Source organism: Amycolatopsis sp. PSD-21, assembly GCF_055561455.1.
The window spans coordinates 5723627-5750078 of sequence record NZ_CM145712.1 but is presented as its reverse complement, the minus strand read 5'-3'; the positions used below and the strand labels follow the sequence as shown (position 1 = coordinate 5750078).

The following is a 26452-nucleotide window of genomic DNA, read 5'->3' as shown; positions in this document are numbered from 1 at the left end:
GGCCTACTGGGCAGCCGAAGCTCGTCTGCGTCGCGCGGGATGAACGCTAGAACCGCACCGGAGCGCCCGCGCAGTGCAGAGCCCCGACCTGCGTCCGGAAACGCAGCAGCGCGTCACCTCCCCGGCGGATGCTGGACAGCACCGCCACCTTCCAGGCACCCGCGTTCTCCCGTAACGCGTGGGCCAGCAGCGGGTGGGGTGAGATCTCGACGAAGGCGCGGTGGCCGTCGTCGAGGGCAGCCCGCACCGCGGCACTGAAACGGACGGGACGGCGCAGGTTCGCGGTCCAGTAGGCGGCGTCGAAGGCGGCCGAGGATCTCGGGTCGGGGAGGACGGTCGAGTAGACGGGAACGCGTGCGGATCTGGGGCGCAAGGCGGACAGTTCGGTTCTCAGGTCGGCCAGGATCGGTTCGACCTGCGGTGAATGCGACGCGACCTCGACCGGGACCAGTTTGGCCATCAGGTCTCTCGCGGCCCAGCGGTCCACCAGCGTGCGCACCCGGTCCCGCCCGCCGGCGACGACCGTCGACGTCGGGCCCGAGTGCGCGGCGACGGTCACTTCGGGCACGTCGGCGAGCTCGGTTTCGACCGTGTCCCATGGCAGGGCGACCATCGCCATCGCGCCGGTACCGGAGACGCGGCGCAGCAGCCGGGAGCGGCGGCAGATCACGGCCACGCCGTCCTCTGTGGACAGTGCGCCCGCGACCACCGCCGCGGCCGTCTCCCCCATGGAGTGGCCGATCACGGCGGCCGGTCCGGCGCCGTGCGCCCGCCAGGCCGCCGCCAAGCCGAGCTGCATGGCGAACAGCGACGGCTGGACCTGTTCGATCCCTTCCGCTGTCCCGGAAAGCGCGTCGTATAGGGAAAATCCCGCTTCGGCGGAGATCAGCGGCGCCAGGTGATCGATCTCCTCGGCGAAGGCGGGTTCCCCGTCGAGCAGTGCCTTTCCCATTCCGGTCCATTGTGAACCGTGGCCGGAGAACACCCAGACCGCGTTCCCGGCCGAGACCGCCTCGCCGACGGCGGCGCCGGTGGCGGGTTCCCCGGCGGCGACCGCGCGGAGGCGGCCGGTCACCGAGTCCCGGTCCTCTCCCACGACGACGGCACGCCAAGGGCCGTGCCGTCGTCCGGCGAGTTCGGCGGCGAGGACGGGTAGCGGATCGGCCCGATCCGCGAGGGTGGCTGCATCGGCCGCCAGTCCATCGGGTGACTCGGCCGAGAACGGGAAGAACATCGTTTCCTCCAACCGAGATTCAGCCGAGGTACCGGCGGGCCAGTGCCTTCTTGTCGATTTTGCCGACCGCCGTCGACGGCAGTTCGTCGACGACCGCGACCCGGTCCGGGACCTTGTACGCGGCGACACCGCGGTCACGGAAGAAGGCCTGGAGTGTGCTCGTGGACGGCGGTTCGCCCGTGCACACCAAGAACGCCACCGATCGCTCGCCGAGCACGGTGTCCGCTTCGGGCAGCAAGGCCGCGGACAGCACGCCCGGGCAGGCCAGCAGATGGCCTTCGACCTCGGTCGCGTCGATCTTCTGCCCGCCGCGGTTGATCTGGTCCTTCGCCCGGCCGACGACGTTGAGATGCCCGGTCGGGAGCCGCTGGACCAGGTCGCCGGTGCGGTAGAAACCGTCCGCGGTGAAGGCCCGCGCGTTGTGCTCGGCGGCGCGGAAGTAGCCGCGCAGGGTGTACGGCCCGCGGGTGAGCAGTTCGCCGGTCTCGCCGGGGCAGACCTCGGCGTCGTCCGGGCCGACCACGCGGATCTCGTCGTCCGCGGAGATCGGCCTGCCCTGGGTGGTGTGCACGAGTTCGTCCGGATCGTCGAGCCTGGTCAGGCACAGCAGCCCCTCGGCCATGCCGAACACCTGTTGCAGACGGCAGTCGAAGGTCTTGGTGACCGCGGCCGCCAGGTCGTCGGCGAGCCGGGCGCTGCCGACCTGGAGGACACGGAGACTCGAAAGATCCGTGTCACCGTGTTCGAACTCCGCGAGCCAGTGCGGCACCAGTGGAGGGTTGATGGCCGCGATCGTGACGCCTTCGCGCGCGATCAGATCGAACGACGTCCGCGCGCCCGGCGACGGAGCGAGCACGACCCGCCCGCCGGCCTGAAGGACACCGAGCATCCCCGGGCAGCTCATCGTGTAGTTGAACGCGATGGGCAGCACGGCGAGGTACACCGAGTCCTCGGTCAGCTCGCAGAGTTCCGCGGCCCGCCGGGAGTTGTAGGCGAAGTCGTCGTGCGTCCGCGGCACCAGCTTCGGCATACCCGTGGTACCGCCGGAGAGCAGCAGCAGGGCGAGGTCGCCCGCGGCCGGCGGATCGACGGGATCGGGCCCCGGCTCGTTGTCGAGCAGCTCCGCCAGCGAGAGGAAACCGTCGTGTCCGCCGGGGTCGCCGGCGACGATCACGTGCCGGATGCCGGCGTCGGCGCGGACGCGCGCGGCGAGTTCGCGGTAGTCGAACCGGGCGTGCCGATCCGGGATGACGTACGCGACGGCCTCGGCCATCGCCGCCAGGTGCGCGATCTCGTTGCGGCGATGGGCGGGCATCGCGTGGATGGGGACGAGCCCGAGCCGCGTCAGCGCGAACCACAGCAGCACGAACTCGGCTCGGTTCGGCAGCTGCACGATCACCTTGTCGCCGCGGTTCAGCCCGAGCCCGGTGAGCCCGGTCGCCAGGCGCCGCACGGCGGTGTCCAGCGCCGCGTAGGTCCATCGGCGGTCGCCGTCCACCAGCGCGACCCGGTCGGCGTACCGGACCGCCCAGCCGGCGAGCTGTTCACCGAAGGTCTTGCCCTGCCAGTGGCCGACGGCACGGTATCGACGGGCGTCCTCTTCCGGCCACCCCGGCCAGTCCCCATTCTGTGCCATTCCCGGCTCAGCCCTTCTGCCCGGCGAGGACCAGCTGGTGGATCTCGTCGAGCGTCTCCACCTCGCTGATCGCCGCGTCACCCACCCGGATGCCGTAGCGCTGCAGGATCCGCGCCGCGACTTCGAGCAGCAGGAGCGAATCGACGCCGAGGTCTTCGACGAGGTTCGCCTCGTCGGTCACCTCCGCGGGCTCGACCTCCAGTACCCGGGCCACCAGCGTTCGCAGGTCTTCCAGTTCCGGCTCGATCAGCTTGTTCGCGGTCATGAAGGCCCCTTCTTTCGTCTCTGTTCCCCGATTTCGGTCGTTCACGGCTGTTCCGCGCCCGGTCCGGCGAACGTCATCGCGGCGGCCGCCGCACCCGGCAGGCCGCAGGACACGGCGAGCGCGCTGCCTCCGCCGCCGTCGATGCGCGCGCTCGCGGCGGCGCACTGCAGGACGCCGAGCGCCCCCGACTGACGTCCGGCCCAAGCCGAAAGGTCGAGCACCTCACCCGGCCGGATCCCCGGCTCGGCCAGTGTCGCGACGGCTTCGCCCGGGACGGCCGAGGCCGCCGCCCGCGCGGTCCCGGCCCGCCGGTACTCGCCCAGCAAGAGACGGACGCGGGCACGGCGACGGCGGGCCGCTCCGGCGGATTCGAGCACGACCGCGGCGGCCGCGTCGGGCCAGTTCGTCTCGCCGTTGTCGGCGAGAAGTTTTCGTACATAACGGTTGTCGGGTTCGACACCGGCGACGACGACCGCGTCCGCCCGGTCATGCCGGATCAGCCGCCGCGCCCACTGCAAGGCGTCGAGGCCGCTGGTCGGGCCGTTCGACAGCGTCAGGTTCGGCGCGCGCAGCCCGTGGTCGATGGCGACCCAGCCCGCGGACACGTTGCTGGAGGTGTTCGGCAGCCCGGTCGGCGGCAGTAGGCTCGCGGACTCTTCGGCGATCGTGTCCAGGAACGAGCAGATGCTGTCCAGGTTCCCGGTGTTCGTGCTGACCACGGTCGCCGTCCGGAGCGGTTCCCCGCGATACGAGCCGTCCTCGCCGAGCAGGCCCGCGTCGCCCAGCGCCGTGGTGGCCGCGCGGGAAGCCAGCCGTGAGGCCCGGTCGCGGTGCCGGAACCGCCTGCCGCTCAACCCGGTCTCCGGATCGAAGCCGTCCTCGTGGCGCCGGTACGGCTCCAGCAGGTCGGCCGGCCCGCGCAGACCGTCGACGGCGATCCCCGTCCCGGTCACGACCACGGCGGTCACGACGCCGCCTCCAGGATCGCCACGGCGTTGATCCCGCTGAGCCCGAAGGCGTCGACCTGCGCGATCCGGAACTCACCGTCGCGCGGTTCGTCGCGGACGAGGTCCAGGCCCTCGGCCTCGTCCATCGGCTCGGCCAGCCCGAGGATCGGTGGTGCCAGCCGTTTCCGCAGGGAGATCGCGGCGACGATCAGGCTCAGCAGCCCGGAGCCGCCCAGCGTGTGCCCGGTCGACGCCTTGATCGCGGTGAGCGCCGGTTTCGCGCCGGCGAACACGTCGTGCAGCATCCCGGTCTCGACCAGGTCGTTGCGGACGGTCCCGGTGCCGTGCAACACGATCAGGTCGATCTGGTCCGGACCGATCCCGGCGCGGTCGTGCGCCTGCCGCACCACCCTGGCGACGCTGCCCGGCTCCGGCACCGTCGGATGGTCGGCGTCGCAGTTGAGCGCGACCGACCGGAGCCGGGCCGCGACCGGCCCGCCGTGCCCCGGTCTGCGGAGCACCACCGCCGACGCGCCCTCACCCATCATCATCCCGTGCCGTTCCTTCGCGAAGGGTCGCACCTCGCCCGGTACGCCGCTCTGGACCCGGTCGAAGATGCCGAAGGTGGCTTCGGTCAGGCCGTCGGTCCCGGCCACGACGACGGTGTCGTATTCGCCGTCCGCGATCAGGTCGGCCGCCAGGCCGAGCACGGTCAGCGATGCCGCGCAGGCGTTCGCGAAGGTATGCGTTTCCACCGTGCCGAACCGTTCGCGGATCGCCGTGCCGAAATGCAGGTCGGCGAAATCCGCGGCCGCTTCGCCGCGCCACCACAGCTCCATCGTGCGCTGTTCCCGGTGTGTCGTGCCGACCAGTACCGGGCAGTCCTCCGGCAGCTCGGTCAGCCCGGCGCCTTCGAGCGCCTGCGTGATCGCGTCGATCAGCCAGTTCGTCGATCGGCCGGGTTCGTCCTCGCCGGGAGTGGCCCGGTCGTCGATCTCGTAGGCCGTCCGCGACCGGAACTTCGTCGTGTCGTAGACCCGCAGCGGCCCCAGTCCGCTTCTCCCGGCGCACAGCGCGTCGTGGATCGTTTCGGGGTCGCGGCCGATGCTCGAGACGGCGCCGATTCCGCAGATGTCGAGGTCCACGGCTTTCCTCCAGAAGATGCTCGCGTCAGCGGAATCGCTTGACGTCCATGAACGAGAAGTCGAGCCGCGGTTCGTGGCCGGTGGCCAGATCCGCGAGCAGTTCGCCGATCCCGGTGGCGTGTTTGAACCCGTGCGCGTTGTCGCCGCCGGCGACGATCACGTCCGGCGCTTCGGGCAGCGAGCCGAGCACGAACTGCCCGTCCGGGGTGAGCGTCAGCATGCACACCGCCACCCGCGAGGGTTCCGGACGCAGCCCGGGCAGATGACCGGCGAGCACGTCGCGCAACGCCGTCCAGTCGGCCGGGGTCACCGAACGGTCGGTGTCCAGCGGATCGAACGGGACCGCGGTGGCGCCGAACTGCTCCAGGCCGAGTTTGACGTCGTACGGCGGATCCGCGCCGCAGCCCCACAGCACCGTCCCGCCGTCGAGTTCCCGCATGAACACCGGGAACTCCGCCAGCCGGAAATGGTCGGCGCCGCCGTCGGGCCGGAACCAGGTGACCGGCATCCGCACCACCCGGAGCTCCGGCAAAGGGGTCATGAACGGGAGCCACGATCCGGTCGCCACCACCACGCGCCGCGCCCGCCAGGTCCGTGCGGCGCTGTGCACGAGCACGCGGTCGCCGGTCGGGTGGAACCCGGTGACCTCGGTCCCGGTGAAGACCTGTGCTCCCGCGGTTTCCGCCGCGTCGAGCGCGGCCCTGATCGACTCCTCCGGCCGGAGGAGTCCGGCGGACGGCTCCCAGACGCCGATGTCGTCCGCGGCCAGCGCGGTGTGCTGGGGGAAGCGGGCGGCGAGCTGCGCGCGGCCGAGCCGTTCGACCTCGATGCCGTGTTCCTTCGCGGCGGCCAGTGTCCCGCCTGCCACCGCCGAATCCGGCGCGCCGATCAGGAGCCCGCCGTACCGGTGCAGCAGCGGTCTCCCGGCCTGGCGCCCGAGCTTCTCCCACAGTTCGGCGGATCTGCGGGCCAGCGGCACCAGGCCGGGATGCTCCAGGCAGGTGATCCGGAACATCCGGCTGCCGCCGTGTGACGCGCCGAGCGAGTGGCCGCGGCCGTGCCGTTCGACGCCGACCGCCCGGACACCCCGGCTCGCGAGCTGCCACAGGGCCATCGAGCCCCAAGCGCCCAGCCCGACCACGACGACGTCGGTGTCCGGCTCAGGCATCGAAGCGGGGGACCACGCCGGTGGTGAACAGGTCGAGCGCGCGGACCGCGTGCTCGTGGTCGAGATAGCCGGGGTTCAGCTGCACACTGACCGAAAGGTCGCTGCCGAAGTTCTCCGCGATCCAGCCGATCTGACCGGCGACGTCGTCCGGCGTCCCGGCGAGAACCTTGTTCTGTGCCAAGGACTTCTCGAAGTCGTACGCGCGGACCTTCTCGATGAGCTTCTCGTAACCCTGGTACGCGCCCGACGTGGTCGACGCCCACGAGGCGATCGCGCCGCTCATCTGCTCGATGTAGTTGTTCTCGAATTTCTCGCCCCAGGCCAGCGCGGTCGCCCGGTCCTCGGCGAGATAGCAGGTGTACTTGATCTGGATCCGGCCGTCCTCGGGGCGTCGTCCCGATGCCGCCCACGCGGTGCGATAGCCCCCGATCATCTCGGTCAGTGTCTCCTGGCTGACGATCGACGGGACCACCTGGAGGTGATGGCCGGCGGCGCCCGCCGCGGCACACGACTCCGGATTCGAGGCGGAGGCTACGAAGAACGGCGGGTACGGCTGCTGCACCGGCCGGGGCAACAGTGTCACGGGGCCGAAGCCGTGGAACTCGCCTTCGATCTTGACGTCCACTTCGGACAGAAGACGGCGGCAGGCGTCGACGCCTTCGTCGAAGCGACGCCGGCTTTCGTCCATCGGGACGCCGAACCAGTCGAACTCGTCCGGCAGGAAGCCGCGGCCGAATCCGGCGTCCAGCCGCCCGCCGGAGAGGTTGTCCAGCATGGCGAGTTTGCCGGCCAGCTTGAGCGGATGGAGGAACGCGGGGATCACCGCGCCGGTCGTGATCCGGATCCGTTCGGTCCTCGCCGCGATCGCGGCGAGCAGCGTCACTGGGTCAGGACTGTAGCCACCGTAGGGGGATCCGTGGTGCTCGACGGTCTGGACGTGTTCGAGTCCCGCGCGATCGGCCCGTTCGGCCAGATCGATGACTTCGCGGTAGTAGTCACCCGCCGTTTTGCGGTCGGGGGAGAAGACGGGGAAGAAGTTCAAGCCGAATTTCACCAGTACTCCCAGCTGTTCGGAAGGGCGCCGGTCAGGAAGGCCGTGGCGCGGCGGGTTTTCCGCCGAGGCCCCAGCGGTGTGCGGGTACCGGGTCCAGTACCACCCACACGTGTTCACGGATGTCTTCGCCGTAGGTTCCGGTCACCGCGTCGGTGATCGCGGCGATCAGTTTCGGCTCGGTCTCTTCGGTGAGGCGGTTTTCCAGGATCTGGACATGGATGTAGGGCATGACGGAACTCGCTCCGATCTTTTCGGGCGGGATCAGGTCAGCTGTGGCTCAGCACGGCTCGCCTACCGAAGACCTCGTTGAGGCTGCTGCGGAGCGCGGAACACAGGAGTGCGACCTGGGTGTCGGTCAGATTGGGGTGACACGGGAGGTTCACGTGCTCGGAGAACCAGAGCCGTTCCGCTGTCGGGCATTCCCCGGGGCCGTGTCCGCGGGACTGCCATTCCGGCGTGAGGTGCAGAGGGAAGTACCGCAACTGGATCTCGACGCCGCGACGGTCGAGAGCGCGTACGAGCGCGTGGCGGGCATCATCGCCTTCGGTGACGAAGAAGGTGTAGAGATGGTACGAATGTTCGTCGCCCGGATCGACGAAAGGCAGCCGGATCTGCGGATAGCCACCGAGCACTTCGTCGAGTTTCGCCGCGATCACGCGCCGCCTTCGTACCAGCGACGGCAGTTTCCGCAGCTGCACGGTGCCGACGGCGCAGGCGACCTCGGAAAGCGTCGCGTTCGTTCCTGCGCCATGGAGCCCGGCGACCGATTCCCGGTACACCGCTTCGGAGAACTTCATCCAGGGCAGGGTTTCCGGCGGGGAACCGAGGATCCCGCTGACCGGGCCGGCGACCATGTCGACCTCGTTCGACCGTATCCGGTCCACCCGGACGGCCCAGTCGTCGCGGTCGAAGGTGATCATGCCGCCTTCGCCGAGGGTGGTGATGTTCTTGGAGGAATGGAAACTGAACGTGCCGATGTCGCCGAGGGAACCGGGCCGCCGTCCGCGATAGGCCGATCCGAGCGCGTGCGCGCAGTCTTCGAGCACCAGTACGTCGTGCCTCGCCGCGATCGCGCAGATCCTCGCCATGTCGGCCGGATTCCCGCCGTAGTGCACCAGGATGATCGCCCTGGTCCGCGGGGTGATCAACGCCTCCAGCTTGCGGGGATCGAGGTTGAGCGTCCCGGGATCGATGTCGCAGAACCGGACGATGGCGGGCGACGCCAGCAGCGGCTGGATCGACGCCTGGAACGTCTGGGTGGTCGCGATCACTTCGTCCCCGGGCTGGAGGTCGAGCAGCCGGATGGCGATCTCGAGTGCGACCGTGCCGCTGGTCACGGACAAGGCGTGACGAGACCCGGTGTACGCGGCGAACTGGGCTTCGAACCGGTCTCGCCACGGCCCCGCGGTCAACGCGAGATCGTTCTGCAGAACCGTTCTGAGCACTGCGAAATCTTCTTCGTCGACAACGGATCCCCGTCGTGCGGAAGGAATCTGATATCGGGGCTTGGTACTTTCGGCGGCCTCGTTCACTTGCACCCCCAAGTGCGTGGATGACGAACGTCGAAAACATGCAGCCGCCGAAGCCCGGAACCCGACCGTCGCTGCATCGGCTCGAACAGTGAGCCTTTCGCAAGGGAAGCACGCCCGATTGCGGGCAGGATTCAACCTAACAGCAGACGTATGACTAGCGCAACAACCGATGTTTTGGCAGCCTTACCTAAGTAGGTCGCGCTTGCCCGTCGCCTCGGTGCCGCGTCGGTGTGATCCGGGAAACCTCCGTTCGTGTCCGACTTCGTGGAGTGCGCAGATGCAGGTGAAGGACCTATCCGGCAGGCCGGGCCGCCGGGTCTTCCTGACGGGTGCGGCCGGTTTCGTACTCGCCGGATGTGCGCCCGGAAGGGCGGTCGGCCCCGCCCCATCGGGCGGGTTTTCGGTGACACTGGAAGGAAAGCTCGGTCCCACGGTGCTGGATCGCTTGCCGGCCAGGGTGATCGCTCTCGGCTTCGGGCAGGACGCCGACGCCGCCGTGGCGCTCGGTGTCGTCCCGGTGGCCATGCAGGAGGGAACGTCGACGCCGGACAGGATCCAGCCGTGGATCGCGCCGCGGCTCGGGGCCGCCCGCCCCGAGCTGGTGCGGGCGGGACCGGACCGCCCACTGGAACATTTCGCCGCCCTGCGGCCGGATCTCTTCCTCGCCGTCGGCGACTACTACCTCGAAACCGGTTACCAGCGGCTGGCCGAGATCGCGCCCGTACTGGGCTACGTCGCCGGGCCGAATCTCGATCCGTGGCAGGAGACCACCCGGCGGATCGGCCGGGCACTCGGCAAGGATTCCGCGGCCGAACAGCTGATCAGCGGCACGCTGGGCAAGATCGCCACGGCCAGGGACGCCGCGCGGCTCGCGGGGCGGACGTTCAGCTGCAGCTCGGTGAGCGGTGGGGGACAGGTGTACACCAAGAACACGCCGGAGGACGTGCTGGCGGTTTCGTTGGCGCAGTTCGGTTTGCGCCTCTCGGACAAGGTGACCCAGCTGCGCTCCACGACGACGAAGGGTGTCGCCGCGGTCGGTCCGGAGCGGCTCGACCTGCTCGACGCGGACATCATGCTGGTCAGTTACGAATCGGTCCAGCAGCGGCAGGCGTTCGAGGCCGAGCCGCTTTTCGCGCGGCTTCCCGCGGTCCGCCGAGGTTCCTATCTCCCGATCGACAAGGCGGAAGCGCAAGCACTGGCGTTTCCCTCGGCGCTCGCCCTCGCGTACACCGCCGAGCGGATCGTGCCGCGGCTCGCCGCGGCGGCACGATGACGCGCGGCTCACGAACCCGCCTGCCCGACGACGACGTCGTGCCGCACCGGCGTGTCGTCGGCCACGATCCGCCCGACCGACGGCTGATGGCTGGGCGCGGTGCAGATGACCAGATGCGGCCCCGGTGCCGTGGGCGCCGCGTGATACCAGCCGGTCTCGTCGGTGACGGTGCGGACGACGCGGCCGCCGTCCGGATTCACCAGCAGCACCACCGCGCCGGGCACCGGGTCGCCGTCGAGTCCCCGGACCCGGCCGGTGGCGGCGGCGAGCCGTTCCGCGGTCCGCGGCGGCAGGACGAGCATGCCGACGACGGCCGCGGTTGCCACGCAGCCCGCCGAGACGGCGAACGCGAAGGCGTACCCGTGCGCGAGTCCTTCCTGTTCCGAAGACCCGGCGGCGGCCGCGGCGATCGTGGTCAGCACGGCCAAACCGATCGCGCCGCTGGTCTGCCGCACGGTGTTGAGCACGGCGGCGGCCACCCCGCCCGAGGTGGCAGGCACGCCGCTGGTCGCCGCCACCGTCAACGGGGTGAACGCCGACGCGGTACCGAAACCGAACACCACGCTCGGCAGGACGATCATCGCCACGGGCGAACCGTCAGTGCCCAGCGAGGCGGCCACCCCGGCGAGACCGGCCGCCCCGAGGACGCAGCCCAGCGCCGCCGCGCGACGGGCACCGAGCCGGATGGTGAGCGGGCCGGCGGCCTTGGCACCGGCGAACATCGCCAGCCCGGCGGGCAGGAAACCGAGCCCGGCGGCGAGTGGGCCGACCCCGTGGACGTACTGCAGGGCGAACGAGATCAGCACGGGAGCACCGAAGAAACCCAGGCCCAGCAGGAACATCACCAGATTCGCGCCGCGGACCGCGCGGTGCGAGAACAGGCTCAGCGGCACCAGCGGAGCCGCCGCCCAGCGCGCCTGGTGTACCAGGAACAGCCCGCACAGCAGGATTCCCGCGACCAGCGGGCCGGACACTTCCGGCGCGTTCCAGCTCATCGTCTCGGACTCCATCACCGCGTACACGACGCCGGTCAGCCCGGCCGTCGCCAGGCCGGCGCCGACGACGTCCAGGCGATACGCCGGGCCGGGCCGGGACCCGCCGGACAGCAGGGCCAACGTGCCGGCGACCGCGACGAGCCCCAAGGGCACGTTGACGAAGAAGACCCAGCGCCAGCCCGCGAACTCGGTCAGGAGGCCACCGGTCAGCGGGCCGGACGCAGCACCGACGGCGCCGATCGCGCTCCATGTGCTCAGCGCGCGGGCGCGCCTCGGCCCCGCCGGAAAGGTGTCGGTCAGCAGGGACAACGTCGCGGGCATCAGCAGCGCGCCGCCGACGCCCTGCCCGGCGCGCGCGGCCAGCAGGAGCGCCGGGTCAGCGGCCAGCCCGGCGAGGAAGCTCGCCCCGGCGAACAGGCCCATCCCGGCCAGCAGCACCCGGCGCCGTCCGAAGACGTCCGCGCACCTGCCGCCGAGCAGAAGACAGCCCGCGAACGCGAGCGTGTACGCGTTGACCGCCCACGGCAGCGTCGCGGCGGAGAAACCGAGATCGGCGCGGATCCGGGGCAGGGCGACCGAAACGATCGTGGCGTCCAGCACCACCACGAACGATCCGAGGCAGGCCAGCGCGAGCACCAGGTGGTCACGGCGGCGGGCGGGAGAAGACGTGTTCATGAAACCTTTCCTGTTCCTGCCGCGGCTTCGTCGCCCGACCGGAAGCCGAGGACGGGCAGCGCGTGGCGAGCCGCGGGGAGGTCGTACAAAGCGTCGACCGCGGCCCGCTGCCAGGAATAGCGCGCGGCCAGCCCGGCGATCTCGGGCTCGGTGGCGGGCAGGGTCGCGGCCGCGAGCAGAACGCGGATCTCCGGCTCGCTCATGCCGGCTCCGGCGGAGTCCGCAGATGCCAGCCGGTGGCCGTCTGGAAGGCGTCGCCCGCCTCCAGCAGTTCCGTTTCGCCGTTCACCGGTCCGGCCAGTTGAAGCGACAGTGGCAGGCCGTCGGCGGTGAACCCCATGGGCAGCGCCAAGACGGGGTTGGCGAGCCCGTTCCAGTACGGCGTGTGGATGACGCCGAAGAGTTCTTCGTTCTCCGGTAGCCCGGCGGGGGAGAGCAGCGACTCGAACCGGGGCGCGCCGACGGACGCCGTCGGGCAGACGACGAGGTCCACTTCGGTGAAGAGTTCGTCGACCGCTCGCTGCGCGACCCGCCGCACGCGCTGGGCCTGGACGTAGTCGGCGCCGGTGACGAGCGCGCCGGTGGCCAGCAGGCCGCGGGTCCCGCGGCTGAAGTCGAGCCACCGATGGCACAGTTCCGCGCGGTGGTGGGCGAGCGCCTCGCTGGCGACGGTCACCAGGACGGCCGTCACCAGCTCGGCCGGATACGGCAGCGTGATCCCACTCAACCGCGCGCCGAGCCCGGCCAGCACCGCGAGCGCCTCGGCGAAGACGCCGTCCAACGCGGGATCGCGGCCGGGCGGGAAGTGGTGGTCGCGGACGACCCCGATCCGCAGCCCGGTGAGATCACCACGGAATCCGGGGCGCGGTACCGGCCGGGCCGCGGAGTCGGGATCGGCCGGATCCGGCCCGGCGAGCACCTCGAGCACCGCCGCGCAGTCCCGTACGGAACGGGCCAGCGGGCCGATCCGGTCGAGGCTGTAGCCCAGCGGTACGCAACCGGTCCTCGGCACCCGGCCGTACCCGGGCATGAGGCCGGTGACCCCGCAGAACGCGGCGGGCACCCGGATGCTGCCCGCGGTGTCCGAGCCGATCCCGGCGAGGAACATCCCGGTCGCGACCCCGATCCCGGCACCCGAACTCGAACCGCCCGCCCAGCGCCCGGTGCGCCACGGATTGCGGGGGATCGGGAAGGGATGCCGCTGTTCCGGCATCCCGCAGGCGAACTCCATGGTGGTCGTCTTGCCGGTGAGCACCGCGCCCGCCGCCTTGAGCCGGGTGGCGACCGTCGCGTCCGTTCCCGCCAGCCAGCCGCGGTCGTGCACGAGGCTCTGCGCCGTCGTCGCGGCTTCGGCGGTGGCGATGATGTCCTTGACGCCGATCGGGATCCCGTGCAGCGGCCCGCGGTCCAGCCCACCGGCTAGTTCGGCGTCCGCTCGTCTCGCCGCGGTGAAAGCGGTCTCGTCGAGGCGGGTGAGATAGGCGCCGTAAACCGCGTCGCCGCGGTCCGCGGCGGCCATCGCCGCCTCGGTCAGGCCGATGCTGGTGACCGTGCCGTCCCGCAGGGCCGCCGCGGTGGCGGTGAGGGTGCGCGGGAGCGGGAACGTGGTGCCGATGTCAGCCTCCGATCCATCAGGTGTGGTTAGCCTAACCTTGGACCCTCAACCCGGGTTGAGGTCAACTCGGGCGAACCGGATCACCTGTTCGTGTGCGCATCGGGCAAGCGGATGACTGAACGTCTGATGTTCGACAGAGCAGGTGTTTACTTGCTAGCCTGAACCAGGTCCCGCGCGCGGCCGTCAAGCTGGCGGCCCTGTCCCGCGGACCACCGGTACGAGCGTTTTCCGCCACCGGAGAATCCGGATCCGCCGAGGGATCCGCACCCGAACACCACGCCGCGCTGATCGTCGCGCTGCTCGAGTGGCGCCTGGGGAAGGACTCGCATGACCGATACCGCTCAGCCAGAGATCGCTCTCACTGTGGAAGAACCGCTCACCGAGGCGCCGGATCACTCGATCGCGCTGGGCAGGCATTCCGGCCTGCGGGAGTTCGCCGGACGGCTCGGCGACACCCCGCTGGTCGAGGTCCCCGGCCCGCCGGGCGGGGCGAAAGTGCTGGCGAAGTACGAATTCGCCAACCCGTTCGGCTCGGTGAAGGACCGCACCGCGTTCGCGCTGGTCTGCCGGGCGATCACCGCGCACACCGGGCCGGAGCCGCTGAAACTGCTGGACGCCTCCGCCGGGAACATGGCCCGTGCGCTCGCCGGTCTCGGCGAACTGGCGGGGATCCCGACCCGGCTCGTGGTCCCGTCGGTCATCCCACCGAGCCTGCTGGCCGCGATGGAGAAGACGGGTGCGGAGATCGAACTCGCCGACGCGGCGGGCGGCCTGCTCGGGATGATCAAGGTGTGCGAGAGGATCGCCGCCGAAGATCCCTCGCTCACGCCGCTCGTGCAACACCGGAACACGGCCAACGTCGCGGCCCACGAATTCGGTACCGGCAAAGAGATCCTGGACCAGCTCGGCGAGCATCGGCCCGCCGCCTGGGTCGGTGCGATCGGCACCGGCGGCACGCTGGCCGGAGTCCACCGCGCGCTGCGCACGCGGTGGCCGGACCTCGTGGTCGCCGGTGTCACGCCGTCGGAAATGCCGTACGGCACCGAGCGGGCACCACATTCCGAGCCTCGGTTCGCCGGGGCGGGCGGGTTCGGCAACGGGCTGCGTCAGCCCTTCGTCGACACCCAGCTCCCCGGTGCGGAACACCTGCACGTCACCTACGCCGAATCCCTGCGGGGAATGGTGGAGTACCGGAAACTCACCGGTACCTCGATCGGCGCCTCCGCCGCGGCCGCTTGGCTGAGCGCGAAAAAGGTCGCCGAACGGTTCGGCCCCGGCCAGGTCGTCGTGACCCTGTTCGCCGACGCCGGTCCCGAGGAGGATTGGGTCAAGGCCGAGCAGACGGCCGGATGACATGCGGCGGTCCCTCATCAGGTTGCGTGAGGATCTCGCGACCACAATGGACAAAGACCCATCGGTGACCTCGCGCCTGGAGGCGCTCTGCCATCCCGCGCTGCCCGCGGTCTGGAGTCACCGGCTCGCGCACCGGCTGCATCGCCGCGGCCACCGGATCCTCGCCCGGCTGCTGTCGAACGCGGCGAAAATCCTTACCGGGGTGGAAATCCATCCCGGCGCCCGGATCGGCAGGCGCTTCTTCATCGACCACGGGCACGGCGTCGTGATCGGCGAAACCGCCGTCATCGGCGACGACGTGACCCTCTATCAGCAGGTGACGCTGGGCGCCATCGGCTTCTGGCGCGACAACGCCAGGGCCGAGGGCGAGGCCCGGCATCCGCGTATCGGCGACCGGGTGGTCGTCGGCGCCAAGGCGACGGTGCTCGGCCCCGTGACCATCGGGGACGGCGTCGTGGTTCCCGCACACAGCCTCGTGCTCACCACCATCGAATCCGGAAGCAACGGGAAAACCCCAGTGATCGACCGACGTTCGAAGATCGGAGACGGGAATGTCCAGCGACCTCATGGCCAGTATCCGGTTCAGCGAGAATGACCTCCGCGCCCGGGTCGCCAGGTTCACCGACCTGGCCGGGACGGACGGTGGCGCCCCGGACACGGTGCTCGCGGGCTGCGCGCGGGTGATGTTCAACGTGATCGGTTTCCGGCCGCCGGAGCGGAACGGTGCCGACGACGAACAGGTGATCTCCCCGATCGGCGCGAAGAGTTCGGGGAACGCGCCGATCGACATCGCCGAGGGATTCAACCTCGCCTACATCAAAGCCACGCCGGGGAACGGCACGATCCTGCACAACCACGACACGAACGAGACGTTCATCCCCTTGAGCGGCACCTGGCGGTTCCGCTGCAACGACGAGGACGACCTGTACGTCGACCTCGGCCCGTTCGACGTCATCTCCCTGCCCGCCGGGCTCCAGCGCCGGTTCACCAATCTGGCGGCCGCTCCCGGTACGGAGGAGAGCCTGATGATCGTCATCGTGGCGGGGGACCGCCCGAAGTCGGTCATCTACCCGGAAGTGCTCGAGGCCGCCCGGACCGAAGGCGCCTACACCCCGGCTTCCTTCGCCTAGCGAGAGTGGCTTTCGCTGAACCCCGTGGCCGAGGTGCGCGTCGCGAAAGCCACTTTCGCGACGCTTGGTGTCCCGAAAGTGGCTTTCGCGACTCCGCCGCCCTCTCGGCCACGGCCGCGACCACCCGGGCCGGCACGCCCCGCCAGTCCGGTCTCCAAACCACGCGAACCCGCCTTGTCTCCAGAAACGAGGAGAGCGATGACCGAAACCTCCGTCCGGGCCGACCTGTGGTTCGACCCGATCTGCCCGTGGGCGTGGCAGACCTCGCGTTGGCTGCTCGAAGCGGCCGAAGTGCGCGAGATCGATCTGCGCTTCCACCTGATGAGCCTCGCCGTGCTGAACGAAGGCCACCAGTTGCCCGAAAAGTACGAAGTGATGATGCGCGAGGGCTGGTACCTCTCGCGGGTCATCGCGGCCGCCGCCCGTGACCACGGCGATAAGGTCGTCGAACCCCTCTACACCGAGATGGGCACCCGTATCCATCCCGGCGGGAACGAGGACTACCGCGAGGTCACCGGTCTGGCCCTCGAAGCGGCCGGGCTCCCCGCCGGACTGGCCGAGGCCGGAACGGACACGGCGCTCGACGCCACGATCCGCACAAGTCACGACGAGGCGATGACCGCGATCGGGCCCGACCTCGGCACGCCGGTCGTGCGGATCGACGGCAGCGCCTGCTTCGGCCCGGTGCTCGCCCAGGTCCCGCGCGGTGAGGCCGCCGGCCGGATCTTCGACGGCGTCCGGGCGCTCACTGGATTCGAGTATTTCTTCGAGCTGAAGCGGACGCGGACCGCGGAACCCGTTTTCGGCTGACACCACGGTTACTGGGAGGCGAAATGTGCGGAATCACCGGCTGGGTGTCGTTCGAGGACGACCTGCGGAGCCAGCGACCGATCCTCGACGCGATGACGGCGACGATGTCCTGCCGCGGTCCGGACGCCGGAGGTGTCTGGCTGGACCGCCACGCCGCGCTCGGGCACCGCAGGCTCGCGGTGATCGACCTGCCCGGCGGTGTGCAGCCGATGTCGGCCGGTACCCCGGCCGGTGAGGTGGCGCTGGTGTACAGCGGTGAGGTCTACAACTACACCGAGCTCCGGAAGGAACTGAGGGACAAGGGGCATCGGTTCCACACCGACAGCGACACCGAGGTGGTTCTGCGCGGTTACCTGGAATGGGAAGCGGGGGTCGCGGAGCGGCTGAACGGCATGTACGCCTTCGCCGTCTGGGACTCCCGCACCGCGAAGCTGGTGCTGATCCGGGATCGCATGGGCGTGAAGCCCCTTTACTACCAAGCGACCTCCGGCGGGGTGCTGTTCGGTTCGGAGCCGAAGGCGATCCTGGCGAACCCGCGGGCGCCGCGGGTCGTCGACGCGGACGGCCTGCGCGAACTGGTCGCGTTCACCAAGAAACCCGGCTGGTCGCTGTGGAAGGACATGCACGAGGTCGAACCGGGATCGATCGTCACCGTCGACGATCGCGGGATCCGTTCGCACGCCTACTGGCGGCTGCGGACCGCTTCGCACACCGACGATCAGGACGCGACGGTGGCGCGGGTCGGCGAGCTGATGACCGATATCGTGCACCGCCAGCTGGTCTCCGACGTGCCGAGGTGTGTTCTGCTCTCGGGCGGGCTGGATTCGAGCGCGGTCACCGGGATCGCGGCGTCGCGGCTCGCGGAGTCGGGTGAGCCACTGCGCACGTTCTCGGTCGACTACGCCGGGCAGGAGGAGAACTTCCGCCCGGACGAGATGCGTGACGCCCCCGATTCGCCGTTCATCCGCGACGTCGTCGATCTCGTCGGTTCGGTGCACGAGAACGTCGTGCTGGACCCCGCCGAGCTCACCGATCCCGACGTGCGCCGGGCCTGCGTCGCGGCGCGGGACATGCCGTCCGGGCTCGGCGACGTCGACCTCTCGCTCTATCTGTTGTTCAAGGCGATCCGGCGGCAGTCCACTGTGGCCTTGTCCGGCGAGGCGGCGGACGAGGTGTTCGGCGGCTACCGGTGGTTCTTCGAAGAGGAATCCCGCACCACCGACATGTTCCCGTGGCTGGTGTTCCGCAACGCGGTCACCAGTGATCGGGAGAACCTGCTCCGCCGTGACGTCCGCGAAGCGCTCGACGTGCCCGCCTATGCCGCCGACGAGTACGCCGCCGCGGTCGCGGAGGTCGAGCAACTCCCGGGGGACGACGCCCTTGAACAACGGATGCGGGTGATCTGTCACCAGAACCTGACCAGGTGGGTCCGGGTGCTGCTCGACCGCAAGGACCGGATGTCGATGGCGGTGGGGCTGGAGGTCCGGGTCCCGTTCTGCGATCACCGGCTCGTCGAGTACGTCTACAACACTCCGTGGGCGTTCAAGAACTTCGATGGAAGGGAGAAGAGCCTGTTGCGGCAGGCGACGAAGCATCTTCTGCCGACCTCGGTCACCGAGCGGCTGAAGAGCCCGTACCCGTCCACTCAGGACATCGGATACGCGGTCGCGCTTCAGTCACAGGCGAAACAGGTGCTGGCGGACCTCGACTCGCCGGTTTTCCAGCTGGTGAACCGGGACTGGGTGTACGACGCCGTCCAGGCCGACGCGGCGACGTTGACCGGCCAGACGCGACACGGCCTGGACCGGGTTCTTGATCTCCATCATTGGTTCGATCTGTACCGGCCGGCCATCCGTCTCGGCTGACCGGCCAGGTGCGCTCAACGGCGCTTCGGCGGGCTCTTCCTCTTGCGGGAAGCGGTTTTGTTCTGTGCCTTGGTCAGCACCGCGACGGCGGCGTCGATGATCACCGCGACGGCCCGTTCGGCGCGGTCGGCGTCGCCGTCGGTGATGGCCTCGGCGAGGGTGTCGTGATCCGGGAAGTCGATGTGCTCGCGGCGCAGCTCGGCCATCACCGTCGCCACTCCGCTGCTGAGCGCGTAGCTGAGGCCCTCCCACAATTCGATCAGGACCGCGTTGTGCGTGGCGGCGATGATCGCCGCGTGGAATTCGTTGTCCGCGGCGAGGAAAGCATCTTCGTCCCCGGCGTCGCGTGCTTCGTGCTGGGCGGCGAGGGCCTCGGTGATCCGGGCGATGTCTTCGGCGTTCCGGCGTTCCGCCGCGGTCCTGGCGGCCTGGCGCTCGATGCTGTTGCGGACTTCGAGTACTTCGAGCACGTTCGCGGCGCGGGTTCGCCGCAGCAGGGCCGCGGACAGCCCGTGCCGTGCTCTCACGTAGGTGCCGTCGCCGCGGCGCGGCTCCAGCAACCCGGCGTGCTCAAGGGCGCGGACGGCTTCGCGGACCGTGCTGCGTCCGACACCGAGCTGTTCGACCAGCTCCTGTTCCGGCGGGATACGGGAGCCGACCGGCCATTCGCCGGTCTCGATCAGTTCCTCGAACTGGTCGACCACAGTGGACGAGAGTCTCGCTGTACTGGCCGCTCGAAGTGGCATGGCGGTCTCCCTCCTTCGGCCCCCGGAGCTGGACATCAGATCGGCAGATCATATGACATCTTACTGCCTGGCTCGGCTGGAACGCGCACGCCTGTTCGAAAAACGATATGCAATGCGCGAAAGAACGGCTCAGCGACCGGCGACGCAGCGGGTGCGCGCCGGGACCGGGGAAATCGGTGCGGGGGGATCGCAGACGATCATCTTCGACGCCTGGTTTCGCTCGAGGAGCACGGTCGCCGTGGCCGTACGCGCTTCGAGCCGTCGTCCGTCGGCCGGGGTGAGCGTCATCCGCGCACCAGGGGTGAGGCCCGCGGCCAGAAGCGTTCCGAGGAACGCGGAATCGTCCTGGATCCGTTCGCTGATCCGGTGCAGCCGGACCTCGTGCCCTCCTGCATGGGTGGCGGGCCGCATCCCCGGCGGCGCCGGCACCGGGGCGAGCCCGGACAGGCCGAGAACGGTCAATCCGGGAATCGGCCCGCCGTACGGGCTGAACCGCGGCCTGCCGCAGAGTTCGAAGATCCGGCGCGCGGCGGCGTCGGACATCACGTGTTCCCAGCGGCAGGCCTCGTCGTGCAGCCGGACCCAGTCCAGCCCGATCACCCGATAGAGCAGGGTTTCCGCGAGTCGGTGCTTGCACATCACCCGCACCGCGATCCGTCGTCCCTCCGGCGAAAGCTCCAGCCGCCGGTCCTCCGCGATCAGGAGGAGACCGTCACGCTGGAGGCGGGCCACGGTCTGGCTGACCGTTGGCGGGCTCTGCTCGAGCCGGTCCGCGATCCGGGCGCGCAACGGGACGACACCGTCCTCTTCCAGCTCGTAGGCTGCTTTGAGGTACATCTCGGTGGTGTCGATCAGGCCACGGGCGGTCATACTCCGGTAGCCTGCCTCCTCAACCCGGCTTGAGGTCAAGCGCCTGGAAGCTCCACTGTGGACCGGAACTCCGGGCAGCGTTCCAGCGTGTTTTCGGGGCAGCGGAGCAGATGGCGCAGATAGGTCCGCGCGGTAGCGAGCTTTTCGAGCTGGGACTCCAGGGCTTCGATACGGGCCGAAACCGTGTCCCGCCAGTCGTGCGTGGCGGTGCGCCCGGCGAGCACGGTCGCGATCTCGTCGAGGCTGAGCTGGCCGGTGTCCCGCCACAGCCGGATCAGGGCGATCCGGTAGAGCTGGTCAGTGTCGTAGTAACGCCAGCCGGATCGCCGGTGCGGCTTGATCAGTCCGCGGCGTTCCCAGTAGTGCAGGGTCGAAACCGGAAGGTCGAACCGGTCGGCGACCTCTCTGATCGATGCGGATTCCATGTCATCATTTGAACTCAACCCAGGTTGAGGATGCAAGCTTAGGCTAAGCAAACACCCCCTGGAGGTAATGAAAGTGATTCTCGAGCTCGCCGAAGCGGGAGGAATCCCGCGCGACCTCGTCGGCGGCAAGGCGGCGAACCTCGCGGAAATGACTTCGGCGGGTTTTCCCGTGCCGGAGGGTTTCTGCGTCACGACCGCCGCGTACCGGCAGGTGCTCTCCGACGGCGAGGGCCCGCGGTTGCTCGGCGAGCTGACCAGTGTGCCGTCCGACGACGAGGGCCGCCTGGCCGAACTGGCGGGCCGGTTGCGGACCCACGTCCTGACCGTGCCGATCCCGGCCCGGCTCGAAACCGGGATCGTCGAGGCGTACGAACGGCTTTCGCGAGCTGAGCCGGCGGCGGTCGCGGTGCGGTCCTCGTCGACGGCCGAGGATCTGCCGGACGCCAGTTTCGCCGGGCAGTACGACACCTTCCTCGACGTCCGGGGCTCCGGCGAGGTGCTCGCGGCGGTACGCCGATGCTGGGCTTCGCTCTGGTCGGAGCGGGCGACCAGGTACCGGGCGGCACACGGCACCGATCGCGATCCCGCCATCGCGGTGATCGTGCAGCGGCTGGTCGACGCCGAATGCGCCGGTGTGCTGTACACGGCGAATCCGGTGTCGGGCAAGCGTTCCGAGAACATCGTCGACGCCGCTCCCGGTCTGGGCGAAGCGGTGGTCTCCGGTGCGGTGACCCCGGATCACTACCGGCTGACCGTCGACGGCGAATCCCTCGAAGGCCCGGACGACGGCTGCCTGACGCCGGCACGGCTGGGTGAACTCGCGGCCGTCGGCAGGCATCTGGAGAAGCACTTCGGCGCGCCGCAGGACGTCGAGTGGGCGTTCAACGGTGACGGCGAACTGTGGCTGACCCAGTCGAGGCATATCACCACACTGTTCCCGGTCCCGGAGAGCGAGGAACCGCGCGCGTACTGGTCGGTCAACGTCTATCAGGGGATCAACCGTCCCTTCACACCGATGGGTGCGTGCATGATCCGCGAACGCCAGCGCGGGATGGCGGCGTACATGACCGCGCTCGGCTTCTCCACCGAGATCACCGACGTGGACGGGTGGCTGTACTGGGACATCACCGACGGCGTGCGGAGCCCGGCGAAGCGGCCGAAGATGTCCGCGTTCGTGGACAGTCTCGCCGCGCCTTCCGGACGGCTCGTCGAGCAGCTCGGCCGTGATCGCCGGTTCCCCTCGGTGGCGCCCGGTTCCGAGGAGGACGTCCCGCCGAAGAAACGGCGTCGCCGCTGGGAACGGATGATCCCGGCTTGGCTGTGGCCGGATCGGGCTCGCGCCGAGGTCGTCCGCGACGCCGAGCGGCGGATCGCCGCCTTCGCCGGACCCGCCGAGGCGACGGCGGAGGAACGTCTGTCCTTTGTGGAATCGGTCCGGAGTGACGTCTGCCGGATCGAAGCGAACCTCCCGCGCGACGCCAACACCGCGGGCGGGACAGGCGGGCAGCTGGCCGGGCAGTTGCTGCGCGGGTACGTGAGCCATGCCGAGGTGGCCACCGTCTTCCGGGGGATCCCGCACAATCCGACCACCGAGATGGACCTGGCGTTGTGGCGGGCGGCGGCCGCGATCCGGCGCGACGAGGAGGCCTTCCGGCTGTTGCTGGAAACAGCGCCCGACGAACTGGCCGCCAAGCACCTCGCCGGGACCCTGCCGGAGGTGATCCAGCACGGCGTCGCCGAGTTTCTGGCCGAGTACGGCTGCCGCGCGACCTCGGAGATCGACTTCGGGGTGCCTCGCTGGTCCGACGACCCCGAGCCGGTCTTCGCGATGCTGTCGAACCTGCTTCGCGCGGAAGGCGAGGAGCAGGACGCGGAGACGCGCTTCGAGCAGGCGGCCGCGGCGGCCGAAGCGCGGATCGTCGAGCTCACCCAGCGGCTTCCGGTGACCAAGCTGCACCGGGCGTTGCTCGCGCGGTTCCTGCTTCGGAGGTCCAGGCGGTTGCGTGGGCTGCGTGAGTTCCCCAAGTTCTGCCTCATGCGCGGTTTCACCGCCCTCCGGACGCAACTGCTCCTCATCGGCGAGGAGATCGTGCGGGCGGAGCGGCTGGAACGGGCCGGCGACGTGATGTTCCTCGATCTCGCCGAGGTTCGCGAAGCTTTGGACAGCAGGGACTTCCGCGCGACTGTGGCACGTCGGCGAGAGGTCTGGGAGCGGGAATCCCGGCGGCCCCGGGTGCCGTCGGTCGTGCTGTCCGACGGCACCGCGCCCGCCCTCGAATCCGCTTCGGACGGTAGCGACCTCACCGGGCTGGCGGCAGCCGCCGGGGTGGCGACCGGCCGGGCGCGGGTGATCCACGATCCGGACGGCGCGCGGATCGAGCCGGGCGAGATCCTGGTCGCCGCGACGACGGACCCCGGCTGGACGCCGCTGTTCCTGACGGCCGCCGCGCTGGTGACCGAAACGGGCGGGATGATCTCCCACGGCACCACCGTGGCCAGGGAACACGGGATCCCGGCCGTGGTCGGCGTTCCCGGCGCCACGACTCAGATCGTCACCGGCCAGGTGATCACCGTCGACGGTTCGGCGGGGACCATCACGTTCGGCGAGACGGTGGGGGATTCCCGGTGACCGCGGTGGCTTCCGCGCTCACCGGCGCGTTCAACTTCCGCGACACCGGCGGCGGGCCGATCCGGCCGGGGCGGCTGTTCCGCAGCGACACCTTGCAGGCGCTGACCGTAACCGACAAGGAGCTCATGCTCGGCCGGTTCGGTATCGAGAGTGTGCTCGATCTCCGCTCCAGCGCCGAGACGGTCGGCGAGGGCCGGGCGGAACTACCCGGCGTCCGCTATGTGAACGTGCCGTTGCGGACCGTCCAAAGCGGACGGTCGAGCGCGCTGGAAGAGATCTACGTCGATCATCTCCGGCACGACGAGAACCTCCCGATCGCCATCGAGATCCTGGCCGTCCTGCTGGCCCGTCCCGTCGTGGTGCACTGCGCGTCGGGCAAGGACAGGACAGGTGTCGTCACGGCGCTCGCGCTCGGGCTCGCCGGTGCGCCGCGCGAGCTGATCGTCCATGACTACCTGCGCAGCGCGTACAGCCTTCCCCGGGTGATCGAGCGGTTCCGGCCGCTCGGCTTGCCGGAGGAACTGTTCCGGTGCACGGAGAGCACGATCACCGCCTTGCTGGACAGCGTCGAGGACGACTTCGGTGGCTTCGCGGGCTGGGCCCGGCAGCGTGGCGTGTCCGACGCGGCCGTCCGGACGCTGAAGGCGCGCTTGCTCAACAAGCAGTGAATTGTCCAGTAAGACATCCGATGTATGTACGGCTGCGCGAGTGAAGGGGGTGGCCAAAGCTCGACTATTTCTGGAAACATGCCGGTCGCCAGGACTTGATCTGCGGTAAACGTAGTATGAATCTGGAGGCGACCCATGGCCGAGCTGTCCAGGCGATCGATGCTGAGGGTCGCGGCGGGGGCGGCCGCGCTCGGTGGGCTGTGGGCTCAGGGGGCTCCGCCGGCGCTCGCCGGACAGGACGTCCACCGCCGGATCGTCGACGACGCGCGCATGGTCTGGAAGCGGATGCCGAGGAACTGGCAGGAGGGCCCGTTCCTCGCCAACGGCTTCCTCGGCGTGCAGTTCTACGCGGACGCGCGGCCGAACGTCCTCAAGGTGATGCTCGGCCATTCCCAGGTCCAGGACCAGCGCGGGCAGTGGGAAGCGGCCATCGGGTACTCGCGGCTCCCGATCGGCTACCTCACCCTCACCTTCGAGGGCGCGATCACCGCGGTGGACTGGCACCTGGACCTGCACAACGCCGAACTCGGCGGCACGATCACCACCACCCGGGGTTCGGTGCGGTTCTCCGCGCTGGTCCACAACGACCAGGACCTCCTCCTCGTCTCGCTCACCGGGGAGGCGTCCGCGGAATGGGGGTTCACGCCGCTCGTATCTGCGACGACCAGGACGATCCGCAAACCGCCCGAGTACACGGCGAATCCCGATCCGACGCTCGCCAGTGCGGGCGAGGTCCGGTACTGCGAGCAGCCGCTGCACGCGGGTGGCGGGTACACGATGGCGTGGCGTGAGCGGAAGATCGGCACGCGACGACTCCTGGCGGCGACGGTCGCGTACGCGTTCCCCGAGGCGGCCCACACCGCCGAGGCGATCAGGAGGGTCCACCGAGCGTCGGCGATGCACCCGGACGGGCTCGTCGCCGGCCATCGGCGCTGGTGGAACGCCTTCTACCGCCGCAGTTTCGTATCCGTTCCGGACAAACGGATCCAGCGGTTCTACTGGATCCAGCTGTACAAGACCGCCTGCGCCACCCGTGCGAACGGACCGGTCGTCGCCGAATGGGGGCCGTGGTTCCCGGAAGTCGGCAACAGCTGGACGGCGGTGTGGTGGAACCTCAACGTCCAGGTCACGTACCCGATCGTCAACAGCAGCAACCATCCCGAACTCGACGCCGTCACCGCGACGTTCCGCCGCGACCACGCCAACCTCGAACTCTCGGTCCCTCCCGCTTACCGGGATGGTGACACGTACGCCCTCTCGCATCCAGGGGACTGGCGGCTGCGGCCGGGCGGCACCCGCGCGGTCGGGGTCCCTGGCCCCGCGACCAAGAACGACCAGACCGGCAACCTGATCTGGGGCCTGCACAACGTCTGGCTCGCGTACCGGCACAGCATGGACGTCCGCGTCCTGCGCGACGTGCTGTATCCGACGCTCGCCAAGGCGCTCAACTACTACCGCCACTTCCTCGCCACCGGCCCGGACGGCGCCTTGCATCTGCCGATGACGAGGTCACCCGAGTACGCCGACGCGGCCGACTGCACCTATGACCTCTCGTTGATCCGCTGGGCCGCGCGCACCCTCGTCGAATCGGCGGCCAAGTTGCGGATCGACGACCCGCGGGTACCGGCGTGGCGGCAGATCGGTGAGAAACTGGTGCCCTACCACCAGGATCCGGCGCAGGGCGTGCTGATCGGCGACGGTGTCCCGCTGGCCGACTCGCATCGGCACTTCTCTCATCTTCTCTGGCTTTATCCGCTGCGGGAGAAAGTCTGGGACCGTCCCGGCGACCGGGACAGCATGCGCCGCACCTTCGCGCACTGGTCCGCCGCGCAGGAGAAATGGCACGGCTACAGTTTCGCGGCGGCGTCGTCGATGAGCTCCGTGATGGACGCGCCGGAGGAGGCCCTGCGGTATCTGAAGATCTTCCTCGACGGGACCATCGTGGCCAACACGCAGCTGACACCGAACACGATGTACCGCGAGGGTGCGAACCTCGCGATCGAAAGTCCCATCACCGCCGCTCAGTCCATAGTGGACATGCTGCTGCAGGGCGATCACGGAGTGCTCAAGGTCTTTCCGTCGGTCTCGTCGACGTGGCCCGACGCGTCCTTCGAGAGCTTGCGTGCGGAGGGCGCCTTTCTTGTGGACGCATCTCGCGCGAACGGCGCGACCGAATGGGTCCGCGTCCACAGCGAGGCGGGGGAGCCGCTCACGCTGCGGCACGGGATCCCCGGTGACATCGAGGTCCGTGACGGGCGCGGACGGCGGCTTCCTTGGCGGCACGCGGGCCCCGGCACGATCTCGATCCCGCTCGGCCGCGGCGGGACGGCCGTCGTCACGCGACGCGGCACACGTCCGGTGCTGGAGCCGCGGGACGTTCCCGGTGATCGTGGAACTCCGGCATGGGGGATCTGAGG

At 69.8% G+C, this 26452-nt stretch carries 24 protein-coding genes; 9 read left to right on the top strand and 15 right to left on the bottom strand.

Features of this window, described 5'->3' with window-relative positions; all coding sequences use genetic code 11:
• Window positions 1-46: 46 nt before the first annotated feature.
• Genes ACZ1DY_RS26815 through ACZ1DY_RS26775 form a run of 9 tightly spaced genes read right to left on the bottom strand, consistent with a single transcriptional unit; the run spans window position 47 to window position 8981 of the window.
• Window positions 47-1234, bottom strand: a complete 1188-nt coding sequence (locus ACZ1DY_RS26815; protein WP_257485890.1) for an acyltransferase domain-containing protein — start codon at window positions 1232-1234, stop codon at window positions 47-49.
• Window positions 1235-1253: 19 nt separating this feature from the next.
• Window positions 1254-2870, bottom strand: a complete 1617-nt coding sequence (locus ACZ1DY_RS26810; RefSeq protein WP_465481264.1) for a (2,3-dihydroxybenzoyl)adenylate synthase — start codon at window positions 2868-2870, stop codon at window positions 1254-1256.
• A gap of 7 nt (window positions 2871-2877) precedes the next feature.
• Window positions 2878-3135 (bottom strand): acyl carrier protein, encoded by a 258-nt coding sequence (locus ACZ1DY_RS26805; RefSeq protein ID WP_257485892.1) that lies wholly within the window; start codon window positions 3133-3135, stop codon window positions 2878-2880.
• A 41-nt stretch (window positions 3136-3176) separates the two neighbouring features.
• Complete coding sequence (locus tag ACZ1DY_RS26800) at window positions 3177-4103, bottom strand: beta-ketoacyl synthase N-terminal-like domain-containing protein (RefSeq protein WP_465481263.1); 927 nt, start codon at window positions 4101-4103, stop codon at window positions 3177-3179.
• Window positions 4100-5227, bottom strand: a complete 1128-nt coding sequence (locus tag ACZ1DY_RS26795; RefSeq protein WP_257485894.1) for a beta-ketoacyl synthase N-terminal-like domain-containing protein — start codon at window positions 5225-5227, stop codon at window positions 4100-4102. Before ACZ1DY_RS26795 ends, ACZ1DY_RS26800 begins: the two co-directional genes overlap by 4 nt.
• A gap of 25 nt (window positions 5228-5252) precedes the next feature.
• Window positions 5253-6395 carry an N-methyl-L-tryptophan oxidase gene (gene solA, locus ACZ1DY_RS26790; protein WP_257485895.1) on the bottom strand — a complete coding sequence of 381 codons (1143 nt, stop codon included), beginning with the start codon at window positions 6393-6395 and terminating at the stop codon, window positions 5253-5255.
• Window positions 6388-7449 (bottom strand): LLM class flavin-dependent oxidoreductase, encoded by a 1062-nt coding sequence (locus tag ACZ1DY_RS26785; RefSeq protein WP_257485896.1) that lies wholly within the window; start codon window positions 7447-7449, stop codon window positions 6388-6390. The genes solA and ACZ1DY_RS26785 overlap by 8 nt, the downstream gene beginning before the upstream one ends.
• Window positions 7450-7480: 31 nt before the next feature.
• Window positions 7481-7678, bottom strand: a complete 198-nt coding sequence (locus ACZ1DY_RS26780) for a tautomerase family protein (RefSeq protein WP_257485897.1) — start codon at window positions 7676-7678, stop codon at window positions 7481-7483.
• A gap of 37 nt (window positions 7679-7715) precedes the next feature.
• Window positions 7716-8981: a DegT/DnrJ/EryC1/StrS family aminotransferase gene (locus tag ACZ1DY_RS26775; RefSeq protein ID WP_465481262.1), complete on the bottom strand. Its 1266-nt coding sequence runs from the start codon at window positions 8979-8981 to the stop codon at window positions 7716-7718.
• Between the two features lie 277 nt (window positions 8982-9258).
• Here ACZ1DY_RS26775 and ACZ1DY_RS26770 point away from each other — a divergent pair, with 277 nt between their 5' ends.
• A complete protein-coding gene (locus ACZ1DY_RS26770; protein WP_465481261.1) occupies window positions 9259-10254 on the top strand; it encodes an ABC transporter substrate-binding protein in 996 nt (331 codons plus the stop codon).
• An 8-nt stretch (window positions 10255-10262) separates the two neighbouring features.
• On the opposite strand, the gene ACZ1DY_RS26765 is transcribed toward ACZ1DY_RS26770, so the two are convergent.
• The 3 genes from ACZ1DY_RS26765 to ACZ1DY_RS26755 are packed head-to-tail and all read right to left on the bottom strand — an operon-like array spanning window position 10263 to window position 13458.
• A complete protein-coding gene (locus ACZ1DY_RS26765) occupies window positions 10263-11924 on the bottom strand; it encodes an MFS transporter (protein ID WP_465481260.1) in 1662 nt (553 codons plus the stop codon).
• Complete coding sequence (locus ACZ1DY_RS26760) at window positions 11921-12127, bottom strand: hypothetical protein (protein WP_465481259.1); 207 nt, start codon at window positions 12125-12127, stop codon at window positions 11921-11923. Before ACZ1DY_RS26760 ends, ACZ1DY_RS26765 begins: the two co-directional genes overlap by 4 nt.
• Entirely contained in the window at window positions 12124-13458 is a 1335-nt protein-coding gene (locus ACZ1DY_RS26755) for an amidase (protein WP_465485715.1), read from the bottom strand. Before ACZ1DY_RS26755 ends, ACZ1DY_RS26760 begins: the two co-directional genes overlap by 4 nt.
• 408 nt (window positions 13459-13866) lie before the next feature.
• Here ACZ1DY_RS26755 and ACZ1DY_RS26750 point away from each other — a divergent pair, with 408 nt between their 5' ends.
• The 5 genes from ACZ1DY_RS26750 (at window position 13867) to asnB (ending at window position 18697) form a co-directional block, all read left to right on the top strand.
• Window positions 13867-14892 carry a pyridoxal-phosphate dependent enzyme gene (locus ACZ1DY_RS26750; RefSeq protein ID WP_465481258.1) on the top strand — a complete coding sequence of 342 codons (1026 nt, stop codon included), beginning with the start codon at window positions 13867-13869 and terminating at the stop codon, window positions 14890-14892.
• A 1-nt stretch (window position 14893) separates the two neighbouring features.
• Window positions 14894-15487: a serine O-acetyltransferase EpsC gene (gene epsC / locus ACZ1DY_RS26745; protein ID WP_457953272.1), complete on the top strand. Its 594-nt coding sequence runs from the start codon at window positions 14894-14896 to the stop codon at window positions 15485-15487.
• Window positions 15444-16022: a cupin domain-containing protein gene (locus tag ACZ1DY_RS26740; protein WP_257485905.1), complete on the top strand. Its 579-nt coding sequence runs from the start codon at window positions 15444-15446 to the stop codon at window positions 16020-16022. Before epsC ends, ACZ1DY_RS26740 begins: the two co-directional genes overlap by 44 nt.
• Window positions 16023-16220: 198 nt before the next feature.
• Window positions 16221-16832, top strand: coding sequence for a DsbA family protein (locus tag ACZ1DY_RS26735; protein ID WP_257485906.1), 612 nt, complete (start codon window positions 16221-16223; stop codon window positions 16830-16832).
• Window positions 16833-16855: 23 nt separating this feature from the next.
• On the top strand, window positions 16856-18697 hold the full coding sequence (asnB, locus tag ACZ1DY_RS26730) for an asparagine synthase (glutamine-hydrolyzing) (protein ID WP_465481257.1): 1842 nt from the start codon (window positions 16856-16858) through the stop codon (window positions 18695-18697).
• A gap of 14 nt (window positions 18698-18711) precedes the next feature.
• Here asnB and ACZ1DY_RS26725 read toward each other — a convergent pair whose 3' ends face one another.
• The 3 genes from ACZ1DY_RS26725 to ACZ1DY_RS26715 form a co-directional block, all read right to left on the bottom strand.
• Window positions 18712-19443: a FadR/GntR family transcriptional regulator gene (locus tag ACZ1DY_RS26725; RefSeq protein WP_465481256.1), complete on the bottom strand. Its 732-nt coding sequence runs from the start codon at window positions 19441-19443 to the stop codon at window positions 18712-18714.
• Between the two features lie 129 nt (window positions 19444-19572).
• Window positions 19573-20313, bottom strand: a complete 741-nt coding sequence (locus tag ACZ1DY_RS26720) for a metal-dependent transcriptional regulator (protein ID WP_257485909.1) — start codon at window positions 20311-20313, stop codon at window positions 19573-19575.
• Window positions 20314-20348: 35 nt separating this feature from the next.
• Window positions 20349-20738 (bottom strand): MerR family transcriptional regulator, encoded by a 390-nt coding sequence (locus ACZ1DY_RS26715; protein ID WP_037348190.1) that lies wholly within the window; start codon window positions 20736-20738, stop codon window positions 20349-20351.
• A 67-nt stretch (window positions 20739-20805) separates the two neighbouring features.
• Here ACZ1DY_RS26715 and ACZ1DY_RS26710 point away from each other — a divergent pair, with 67 nt between their 5' ends.
• From ACZ1DY_RS26710 to ACZ1DY_RS26700, 3 genes are all read left to right on the top strand, one after another.
• Entirely contained in the window at window positions 20806-23367 is a 2562-nt protein-coding gene (locus ACZ1DY_RS26710) for a PEP/pyruvate-binding domain-containing protein (RefSeq protein WP_465481255.1), read from the top strand.
• Window positions 23364-24035, top strand: coding sequence for a tyrosine-protein phosphatase (locus ACZ1DY_RS26705; RefSeq protein WP_257485911.1), 672 nt, complete (start codon window positions 23364-23366; stop codon window positions 24033-24035). Before ACZ1DY_RS26710 ends, ACZ1DY_RS26705 begins: the two co-directional genes overlap by 4 nt.
• A gap of 135 nt (window positions 24036-24170) precedes the next feature.
• Window positions 24171-26450: a glycosyl hydrolase family 95 catalytic domain-containing protein gene (locus tag ACZ1DY_RS26700; RefSeq protein WP_465481254.1), complete on the top strand. Its 2280-nt coding sequence runs from the start codon at window positions 24171-24173 to the stop codon at window positions 26448-26450.
• Window positions 26451-26452 lie beyond the last annotated feature (2 nt).